Source organism: Anaerococcus sp. NML200537 (assembly GCF_026131715.1).
Taxonomy (GTDB): Bacteria; Bacillota; Clostridia; order Tissierellales; family Peptoniphilaceae; genus Anaerococcus; species Anaerococcus kampingae.
On the sequence record NZ_JAMXSL010000055.1, the window covers coordinates 1 to 10,275 of the forward strand.

Sequence of the window (10,275 nt, forward strand, 5' to 3'; positions counted from 1 at the left end):
TTTTTTACAAGCCTTAGTTTTATGTCATCTTGGATGTATACTTCTGTGTTAAAGTTTAATTTTAATTGAATTGTATCACCAACTAGTGTAAGATTAGTTAATGATGATGTATTACTATTTTGTTTCACAAATACATTGTATCAGAAAAAGACGAGGATGTTTAATTTCCTCGTCTTTTTCTATGTTAGGACTTTTGCAACAGCCCCATCTTTTCTAGTTTATTCTTTCTGTTGTTTCACCATCGAAGAAGTGTAGGGCTTCTGGATCTAGGGAGAATTTTGTGTCATCTCCTATATTGTATTCTAGGTGGCCTGGTTGGCTTATTACTAAGTTTGTGCCATCTGCCATCTTTGAATAGATTATTTGTTCTTTTCCTAGCATTTCTATTACTTCGATGTTGGATTCTACTGTATTGTAGTCTCTATCTTCTGCTATAAATCTCTCGCTTCTGATGCCGAGGTAGACTTTTTTGCCTTCGTAGTTTTTAAGGACTGCTGAGTCTTTGTCGTTGGCTTTTATTTTCATTTGGCCAGAGTTATTGACGAACATTCCATTTTCTACTTTTCCTTCTATGATATTCATGGTTGGAGATCCGATGAAGCCTGCTACGAAGAGGTTTTGTGGTCTTTCGTAGAATTCTACTGGGGCTCCTACTTGTTGGATGATTCCCTTATCTAGAAGGACGATTTTTGTGGCCATGGTCATGGCTTCTGTTTGGTCGTGGGTTACATAGACACTGGTTGTATCTAGTTGGTTATGGATTCTTACTATTTCTACCCTCATGTGCTCTCTTAGTTTGGCATCTAGGTTTGATAGGGGCTCATCCATTAGGAATACTGATGGTTTCCTTACTATAGCACGGCCTAGGGCTACCCTTTGTCTTTGACCACCTGAGATATCACTTGGTCTTGAGTAGAGGTAGTCTTTTAGCTGTAGGATTTCTGCAGCTTCTTGGACTCTCTTGTCGATTACTTCTTTTCTCTCATTTTTCATCTTTAATGAGAAGGCCATGTTATCATATACTGTCATGTGTGGGTAAAGAGCATAAGATTGGAATACCATGGCTATGTCCCTATCTTTTGGCTCTACTGTGTTCATTATCTTATCGTTGAATGATAGGGTTCCTTCTGTTATTGAGTTTAGTCCTGCTATCATTCTGATTAAGGTTGATTTACCACAACCTGAAGGACCTAGGATTACACAAAAGTCCTTATCGTCTATTTCAAGATTTATATTTCTGATGGTAAATTTATCTCTACCTTCGTATTTTTTTCCTAAATTATCTAATGTTACGCGCATTTTTCTCTCCTATCCCTTAACTGCACCTGATGACAATCCACCTACTAGCTCATCTTGTAAGAACAAGAACAAGAGCATTACTGGTATGGCTGATAAGAATCCACCTGCTGCGAAGGCTGGCTGATTCATATTTCTCATATCGCTTATTAGTGTAAATAAGCCTGTTGCCAAGGTGTAGTCAGCTGGATTTGTTAGAAGTATCTTTGGCATCATGTAATCTAGGAATGGTCCTATGAAACATTGAAGGGCTATGATTGCAAGCATTGGTCTTGCAAGTGGCATGATTATTAGCCTGTAGACCTGGAAGTTTGAACAACCATCTATTCTTGCTGCCTCGTCTAGCTCTGGTGAAATTGAGTCTAGGTAGCCCTTTAGGATAAAGGTGTTACCTGCTATTGCTCCACCTGAATAAATCAATATCAGCATCATTGAGCGGGAGAATACTGGCACTATACCTGATATGATTGTGTGGATGGCATAGAAGGCAGTAATTCCTGCAAAGGCTGGGATTATTTGTACTAGCATGATTGTGATTAATGATGCCTTCTTACCCTTAAATCTGAATCTTGAGTAGGCATAGCCTGTAAAGGATACAAAGATTAGGGTTAGGGCTGTTGTTGCTGTTGCTATCTTTAGTGTATTTACTACCCATCTGACAAATTGAGTTTTTTGGAATAAAAACTTAAAGTTGTCAAGTGAGAATACGAACTTACTAGTCATAGATATATATTGGCCTTGGTTGCCGTTAAATGATGAAATTACCATTATGGCAAGGGGTACAAGAATGATGGCCGCCCATATAAATAAGACTAAATATGATATACCTAAGGCTAGCTTACCTGCAGCTGATAAGGGCTGGAGGTCAGATAAATATAAGTCTTTGTTTTTATTTTTCTTTGCCATATTAATACTCCTTAAAGGCTGATGATTTCATGTAACCTATGAAGGAAATAACTATAAGTAAGATTGAAATAAATACAGTTATGGCAGCACCTATAGCTTGGTACTGACTATTCATAGTTAAGTTATAAATGTATGAAATCAAAATATCACTTGATCCCGCTAAGTTACCATAAACCTGTGGATTGAAAGGTCCACCGCCGTTAAATAGGTAAATTATTGAGAAGTTGTTGAAGTTAAATGTATATTGGTTAATTAGCATTGGTGCTATTTGGAAGAGTACAAGTGGAATTGTAATCTTGGCTGTAGCTTGCCAACCTGTTGCTCCATCTATACTTGCAGCTTCGTAGAGGTCTTTTGGAATGGCTTGTAACACTCCTGTTGTGAGTAGGAAGATGTAAGAATGACCCAACCATCCTTGAAGGAGTATGAGGGCAGTTCTAGTTTGAACTGTGTTATTTTTGATATCTAAGCTTAAATTAAAGACCGAGTTTATCGCCTCTGTTATTACACCACCACGGCTTGTCATGATTGAGAAGAACATGATTGTGATGAAGGCTGGTATTGCCCATGGCAATAGGTAAACTGTCCTAAATACCTTTTTAGCCTTAATTCTTTCGTTATTTACCATTAGAGCAAAGACAAAGCCTAGGACTATTGCTAAGGTTGATGCACCTAGGGTCCAAATTATTGTCCAAGCAAAGATATGCCAGAAGGCCTTTCCTGCTATACCTTGACCCTTTGCTATGGTTAGGTAGTTGTTTAGTCCTATCCATTCAAATTTGTTTTGGTGTTGTGGGTCCATGTTGGTAAAGGAAATTAGGATAGCTGTGATAATTGGCACCATTACTATAAATATTATTACTAGTAGGGCTGGTGTTGAAATCAAATATGGGAAGCCATCTGTTCTCATCATCTTCTTTGTTTCAAAAAATGAGTTTGGTCTGATACCCTTAAGCTGGTCTTTTTCTGTCTTGTGGGCATCTTTAAAAGAAAATACGTATATTGCCATAGCAAGTACTACAAATACTATAGCAAGTACACCCTCAATCATAAAGATGATTGACCTATCTAGTCTCTTGCCGCCTTGGGCTAAAGATACTAGACCTGCTATACCTTGACCTTGGTAGTTACCGAAGCCTAGGGCATATGGTAGGGCTATTAGATAGATAAATAAAGCTCCAAGGAAAAACATTATTGCCTTTTGCCATTGGCCGTTTAATAATTGGCCAAGCCCTGGAATAGGTGCTGATAGAATGGATTTGATTGCACTTTGGTTTTCTACTTCGACTGGTGTCCTACGTCTGATGTCAGACCTATCTTCTTCCAAAATCTTCATTGAGTGCTTGTAATCTTGTTTAATCTTGTACTTTAGAGAATCTATTTCTTCTTTGATAGATTTTTCTGGATTTCTGTAGTCAATTTTTAGATTTTGGTCTTTGAATTTTTGTTTTAATTGTTCTTTGGTTGCCTTGTAGGCTTTCTTTGAGATCAGACCTTCTTTGAAAGATTTTTCTAAATCTTTTAGGTCTTTGTCATATTTTTCCTTAAGGGTAGCTCTATCTTCTTCGATTAATTTAGCTTCAGCCTTAATATTCTCATCTGTTAGGTTCTTTAATCTTTCGTTAGCATTTGCTAGTTGGTCCTTTAGGTATGAATCATGTTTGATTATCTCTGGAATAGAAACAAGGTCTAGTTCATTTAATTTGTAATCAAGAAGTGAGTCATAAGAAAGTTCCTTATTTGCCTCATAGAAGTCTTTCATCTTACTAGCAATCTGACTTTTTTGATGAAGTTGATTTAGGTATTTCTCCCCATGAGAACTATTATCTTTGACTGCTTCTTTGATAGCTGTATCTAAGAGTTTTTTCTTCTCTTCTTTATATTCCTTAACTTTTTTATTATAAGGGTGGTCAGCCTTTGAGTACTTATTATTGCCTTCGATTTGATCAATTATATATTGATTCTTTCTTGGATAAGTCTGGCCCCTCCTATCATAAAGGTTTTTTTCATAAGTCATATTCTTTTACCTTTCTTGCCTTGTGATTACTATTAATAGGGCTATATCGAGTATTAGGCCTATATAATAAAATACTGAGCCAAATGAGAATTGTAGGAGGTGATTAATTATTCCAATTAAAGTCATTCCTCCAAAAAATATCTTATAAAACATATTTATGCCGTATTTTTTAATAGTAAAAAAGGTGTATAGGGATATTACTATTGGATTGATTACCTTTATAAATAAGTTAAATATTAGTGCGTTTAGGTAATCTCCGTAAGTAAGCTCCTGCTTTACTTTTGCGATTGTACTATAAATATCTGGGTCTTTTGCCATCATCATTGTCTCAAGCGAGAAGTTTAGGATCAAAAGAGCTGATATTATGAGTATCTGGTAGAGAAATCTTTCTCTTTTTTTTGCTATATCCATAATACTTGAATAAAGGGCAATCCCTAAGGATTACCCTCTATTTAATTTAATTATTTGTTAAAGTTAGCCATCATTGAATCAAATGAAGCTTTTATTTCTGCATATGCTGCCTTTTCGTCTGCTGGTTTTACAGAGTTCCAAGATAGGATTGCATTTTTGTAGGTATCCCAAACATCGCCCCACTCTTTGAATAGTGGTCTAGCTGGAGCTTCTTTGTAAGAAGCGATTGTAGCTTCAATGATGTTCTTGTCTGTATCTGAAAGATCCATTTCTTTATATTTTTCTACTGGTACGTTTTCAAGAATCTTACCTGAAGCCTTGTATAGGTCTGCTGCAAATTCTGGGTTAACAATTTCTTTGATCATAGCTTCTGCAAGAGCTACCTTGTCAGCATCTTCTTCTATTCTAGCGTTCATTGCAAGTCCCCAACCACCTTGCCAGTGTGTTAGTGGTTTGCCTGCCAATGTTAGTTGACCGATTGGATGAATTTCTAGGTTGCCTTCGCCTGCTTGTTCGCCTATAGCAGCTGCATCCCATGGTCCACCAAGTCTAGCAACACCGCCGTTGCCTGGTTTGAATGTATCATCTATATAACCCCAACCTGCATCAGCATCAAATAATTGTGTGCCAGCTTCGTTGTGTTTTTTCCAATAATCGAAAAGTGCCTTAACTGTAGCTTGTTTTTCTGGTTCAAGCTCATCCCATTCTTTAGTAAAGTCTGAGTAAAGTGTTCCGTCTTCTTTTTTGCCAAGAAGTTCGATATTTGAAGAGTTAGTAGCAGCAACGCCGTACCAAGCATCAAATAATGGGAATAAAACTGTAGATTCATCTGCAACATCTTCAATTTCGATAGGTTTAGATAGGTCTACGTTCTTTTCTTTAGCATTTGCTGAGTTTACATAAGTGATAAGTGTTTCTATATTGAATGGGAAAGCAAAATATTCACCATCTATATTGAAGTTTCCACCTAATCCCTTATCAAAGTCATCCCAACCACCGATTTCTTCAGCAAGTTTTTTAGAATCAATTGCGCCAAGTACGTCATTACCATGTAAACCGTAAAGTCTATCTGCAGGAATTGCAAAAAGATCAGCAACGTCTTCATTTGTAGCATCTGTAGAATCGATAATATCTAAGTTGTCAAAAGAACCAACTGTTTTAATCTCGATATCTGCATTAGGGAATTGTTTTTTAACACGTTCTGCTGCAGCTTTGTAATAATCTACCCAACCTTCTTCAGCTTGAACTGTTAACTTTGTAGCAGCATCGGTATTAGCAGCTTCTTTAGTATCTGCTCCCTTATCTGCATCCTTAGCTCCACCACAAGCTGTAAGAACAACAGCTAAAGATAAAGCCATGAGTGACTTAAACTTATTTTTCATGTATTCCTCCTGTGATTTCAAGTGAAATCGTATTCTTTATATCCATATTATAGCTTATATTTTCGAAATTGTCAAAAATTTGTCTTAAGTATATTAGTTTGTTAACTCACTCAAAAAATAAATTCCGCTTGAATCTTTATAGATTCAAACTTATAATATAAAAGCAAAGAAAAATCAAAGGAGAAAATATGTCAAAAACACTCGGACCCATCCATTATATGATGTATGAAAAAATAAAATTCCAAGATAAAATTACAGAATACCTAATGGATGGTCATATTCAAGATATAAAACCACATCCAGTTTCAACAAAACCCCTAGAAGAAATTCTAGACCAAGAAAATATCCACGGATATTTGCAAGAAAAAATAGATATAGTAGAAACAAGGCTAGCAAAGGCCTTAAAATTAGCCAAAGACCCTGATGAAAAATTATACAAATTAGGACAGGAGTGTGGCAAGGACAAAGACTTTTCAAGCTTTGAACAAGTATTTAAAGCCCTAAACAACTATCTCCTAGATGGGATGCCATGCGATCAGGGCCTAGCAGCCATGGTAGATGGAGAAAGCCTCTACCTAATCACAAATAACAACCTCCACTCTAAATACGATGAGGAAATAGACATGGAAAAATCAAAAGAAGCGACATGTGAGGGAGGCCACGGCCACGATCACCATGAATCCTTCGAAATCCAAGAAGGAAATCTTAACCTAAAAGAAGAACAATCCACCTACCACACCCATCGCCTGGCCTTTCTAGAAGGCTACTTCAGCGATAGCCCTTATGAGGTAAGCCTTGTAAATGGCATAAATTACAAAATATCACCAAGATAGAAAAATCGCCCCTAAATTAAATTCTGGGGCGATTTTTCTTATTCCAGCTGATCAGATCGGACTAGAAATAGTATAATTAATCCTGAGGTGAAACATGCAGAAAAAAGAAATAAACGAAATCAAAAAAATAATCAGGCCAGACCAATCAAGGCTTGATACCATCTATACTTACTATATCAATGCGGAAGGCGAGATAATCTTTGAAGATGCCTTCGCCTATGGACTTTTGACCATCAGAGAAAAAGACCTATATGATGAAATCTTCAAAAAAACCCTGTCAGGATCCCTTGAGAAAAATCTCTTAAACCTAGTATTTACTGGCAAATATGAGACAAATTCCCAGCAAGAACTCTTCTACCAAATCTCAAAAAATAACGAAGAGACAGATATAAATAAACTCGTAGAAAAAATAAGAGGGACCTATCAGACAGATGGCAACTACGCCATAATCCTAGGCCACGGAGTCTATGATGTAATAGAAAAGGCCCAGGATGGTTCTTATTCAGGCGATAGCGAAGAGACATATTCCTTCTTCATCCTAGCCATCTGCCCGACAGCAAGTCCAAAAGCCAAGCTAATCTATGACCAAGAAGAAAAGAAATTTTCCGAAAGCGAAAACAAGTCTACAGTCAAGGCCCCAGACTTTGGCCTCCTATACCCATCCTTCACAGATAGGCAGGCCCACATCTACGAATGCCTCTACTATGTCAAAAACAACAGCAAAAGAGACGAGGCCTTCGAAGAGGAAATCCTAGCCTGTACTATGCCAAGCAAGGTAGACTACCAACAAGACTATTACAAAATCCTAGTCGAAGAATCCCTAGAAGATAAGAAAACCATCAAAAACCTGGTAAGCCTCAATGACAAGCTCAAAGAAATGTCTGAAGAGGCCAAGGAAAGCGAGATAATCCCAACACTCGAAAAAGATGAAATCAAAGAAATCCTAGAATCCCTAGGCGGCAAGGAAGTCGAAATAGAAGAAGACACCAAGCTAATAGTAGACAACATCCTAGCCAAAGACTATAAGCTAGTCTCAGATACCGGCATAAAAATCACCATCCCAGAAGATGAAATCACAACAATCAAAGAAGAAAAAATAGACGGCAAATCCTACATCCTAATCCCAGCCACAGGCATGGATTTAAATGGGATAAAGCTATCTAAATCGTTAGAATTTTAATAATTTGAAAATAAAGTTTTACTTTCTGCTAAATAAATAGCAAAGTATGAGTGTTTCTAATATGCTTCTCTCCTGAAGCCGACGAGCTTGTCTCTGTGCTCGAAGCAAGCGATGGTCGGAAGCTTTTCAAGCTTCCTTCTTTACCCCTTGTCTCGAGCCTTGTCGAGAGACCTATTACGGACACTCAAATCACAAGATAAAATCAAGCACGATATGTCTCTATGTTCAAAGGCTTGGGAAAATAAAGCAAATGCTTGCTCTATATATTTTTTAAGGCCTTGCAAAATCTTTAGGCTTCTCCACCTTGGTCGAAGCAAGGGTGGCTTGTGATTTTTAAAAATCCCTTCTATATATAGCCCTCTTATTTCCCAAAATCTCTACCAAAAAACCAGTCAAGATTTTACCTTGACTAGTTTTTTGCTTATTTAATTTTCACACAGAAGGCGTCCCATGGGGCTAGGGTTTTTCTTTCTTTTACTTCTTCTACATCTATGTTTGCAATTATTATTTCTTGGTAGGTATCCTTAAGCTCGAAGTTTTGCTCTTCTCCTGATAGGTTTACTACTACCAAATATTTCTCATCTTCTGTGCTTCTGTAGTAGGCAAATACCTTATCTGCTGTTTCTATTAGATCAAAGTCAGCATATATTAGCCAATCATTATTTTTCCTCAAGTCTACTAGCTTTTTGTAGGTGTAGTAGATTGAATCCTTATCTGCTAGGGCTTTTTCTACGTTTATTTCCTTATAATTTGGATTTACTGCTAGCCAAGTCTTGTCTGCGCTTGAAAATCCAGCGTTTTTGCGGCCGTCCCACTGCATTGGTGTTCTGGCGTTGTCCCTGCCTATTACTGATATCCTGTCAAGGATTGCCGCCATGTCTTCGCCCTTTTCTAGGCACTCATTGGCATAATTTATTGACTCGATGTCTTCAAAATCGCTTAGGTCCTTGAATGGATAGTTGGTCATTCCTATTTCTTCTCCCTGGTAGATGTAAGGAGTTCCTCTCATTAGGTGGAGGAGGATGGCGAAGGCCTTGGCTGATTTGACTCGGTTTACTCCCTCATCTCCCCATAGGGATAGGACTCTTGGTAGGTCGTGGTTTTCCCAAAATAGGGAGTTCCAACCCTTGCCTGGTTCAAGTTTATTCTGCCATTTGGCGAAAATTTCCTTTAATTTCTTCACATCTAGGTCTTTTTTGTAGAACCATTTTGCTTTTTCCTCTTCGTGGGATAGGCCGATGTGTTCAAATTGGAAGACCATTGATAGTTCTTTATTGTCTGGATTTGAATATTGTTGGGCAATTTCTGGGCTTGCTCCCCAGGTTTCGCCTACTGTAAGTAGGTCGTACTTTCCAAAGGTAGATGCGTTCATTTCCTTTAGGTAGGTGTGAAGCATTGGGCCATTTTCTCTAATCTCCTCATCAGGTACCTTGCCCAGAAGGTCGATTACATCCATCCTAAAGCCGCCTATGCCCTTGTCTATCCAGAAATTCATCATGTCGTAGATTTCATGGCGGAGGTCCTCATTTTCCCAGTTGAGGTCTGGTTGCTTTTTGGAGAATAAATGGAGGTAATATTGACCAGATTTTTCGTCATATTGCCAAGCTGATCCTGAAAAGGCTGATTCTAATGAGTTTGGCTCATCTCTCCATATATAGAAGTCTCTCTTTGGGCTGTCTGGATTATCCCTTGCTTCTATAAACCAAGCGTGCTCATCTGATGTGTGGTTTACAACTAGGTCCATGATTATCTTGATGTCCCTCTTGTTTGCCTCGGCTAGGAGAGTATCCATGTCATCCATATTACCAAAGATATCTGCTATATCCCTGTAGTCTGAAATATCATAGCCATTATCATCCATAGGGCTTTTGTAGACTGGAGATAGCCAAATTGCCCCGATGCCTAGGTCCTTGAGGTAGTCAAGCTTGGAGATTATTCCCTTAAGATCTCCCATGCCGTCCCCGTTAGAATCCATGAAGGACCTTGGATATATTTGATAAATTGTAGTCTTATGCCACCAATGTTTTTTCATATTCATCTCCTTTGTTTTTTCTTTCCTTTTCATTGTAATCGATTCAAGGTCAAAGTTCTAGTTTTATATTTATATTAAAAAACGAGGATAGAAATGACCTGAACCCGTAAACACGGAATAATTTAATAATATTTTAAGCGGAATGTAATCTGTACATAACAGGGGACATTCCGTTTAATTTTGTTTTAATCCTATCCTCATTGTACCATCTAATATAT

9 protein-coding genes are annotated in these 10,275 nt (G+C 37.7%); 2 read left to right on the forward strand and 7 right to left on the reverse strand.

What is annotated here, in order from left to right; translation table 11 throughout:
• Window positions 1-213: 213 nt before the first annotated feature.
• From NH288_RS10775 to NH288_RS10795, 5 genes are read right to left on the reverse strand one after another with little or no spacing between them, the layout of a single operon-like run.
• A complete protein-coding gene (locus NH288_RS10775; protein WP_265215274.1) occupies window positions 214-1,299 on the reverse strand; it encodes an ABC transporter ATP-binding protein in 1,086 nt (361 codons plus the stop codon).
• A gap of 9 nt (window positions 1,300-1,308) precedes the next feature.
• Window positions 1,309-2,202 carry a sugar ABC transporter permease gene (locus tag NH288_RS10780; RefSeq protein ID WP_106461400.1) on the reverse strand — a complete coding sequence of 298 codons (894 nt, stop codon included), beginning with the start codon at window positions 2,200-2,202 and terminating at the stop codon, window positions 1,309-1,311.
• Window position 2,203: 1 nt separating this feature from the next.
• Window positions 2,204-4,219, reverse strand: coding sequence for an ABC transporter permease subunit (locus tag NH288_RS10785; RefSeq protein WP_265215277.1), 2,016 nt, complete (start codon window positions 4,217-4,219; stop codon window positions 2,204-2,206).
• A gap of 6 nt (window positions 4,220-4,225) precedes the next feature.
• Complete coding sequence (locus tag NH288_RS10790; protein WP_106461398.1) at window positions 4,226-4,630, reverse strand: hypothetical protein; 405 nt, start codon at window positions 4,628-4,630, stop codon at window positions 4,226-4,228.
• 50 nt (window positions 4,631-4,680) lie between these two features.
• Window positions 4,681-6,012, reverse strand: a complete 1,332-nt coding sequence (locus NH288_RS10795) for a sugar ABC transporter substrate-binding protein (protein WP_265215279.1) — start codon at window positions 6,010-6,012, stop codon at window positions 4,681-4,683.
• Between the two features lie 188 nt (window positions 6,013-6,200).
• Here NH288_RS10795 and NH288_RS10800 point away from each other — a divergent pair, with 188 nt between their 5' ends.
• Window positions 6,201-6,845, forward strand: coding sequence for a hypothetical protein (locus NH288_RS10800; protein WP_265215281.1), 645 nt, complete (start codon window positions 6,201-6,203; stop codon window positions 6,843-6,845).
• Between the two features lie 94 nt (window positions 6,846-6,939).
• On the forward strand, window positions 6,940-8,025 hold the full coding sequence (locus NH288_RS10805; RefSeq protein ID WP_265215283.1) for a DUF4317 domain-containing protein: 1,086 nt from the start codon (window positions 6,940-6,942) through the stop codon (window positions 8,023-8,025).
• Between the two features lie 421 nt (window positions 8,026-8,446).
• Here the strand turns inward: NH288_RS10805 and NH288_RS10810 are convergent, their stop codons facing one another.
• Window positions 8,447-10,057 (reverse strand): glycoside hydrolase family 13 protein, encoded by a 1,611-nt coding sequence (locus NH288_RS10810; protein WP_265215284.1) that lies wholly within the window; start codon window positions 10,055-10,057, stop codon window positions 8,447-8,449.
• 133 nt (window positions 10,058-10,190) lie between these two features.
• Entirely contained in the window at window positions 10,191-10,271 is an 81-nt protein-coding gene (locus NH288_RS11450; RefSeq protein ID WP_414731760.1) for an IS3 family transposase, read from the reverse strand.
• Window positions 10,272-10,275 lie beyond the last annotated feature (4 nt).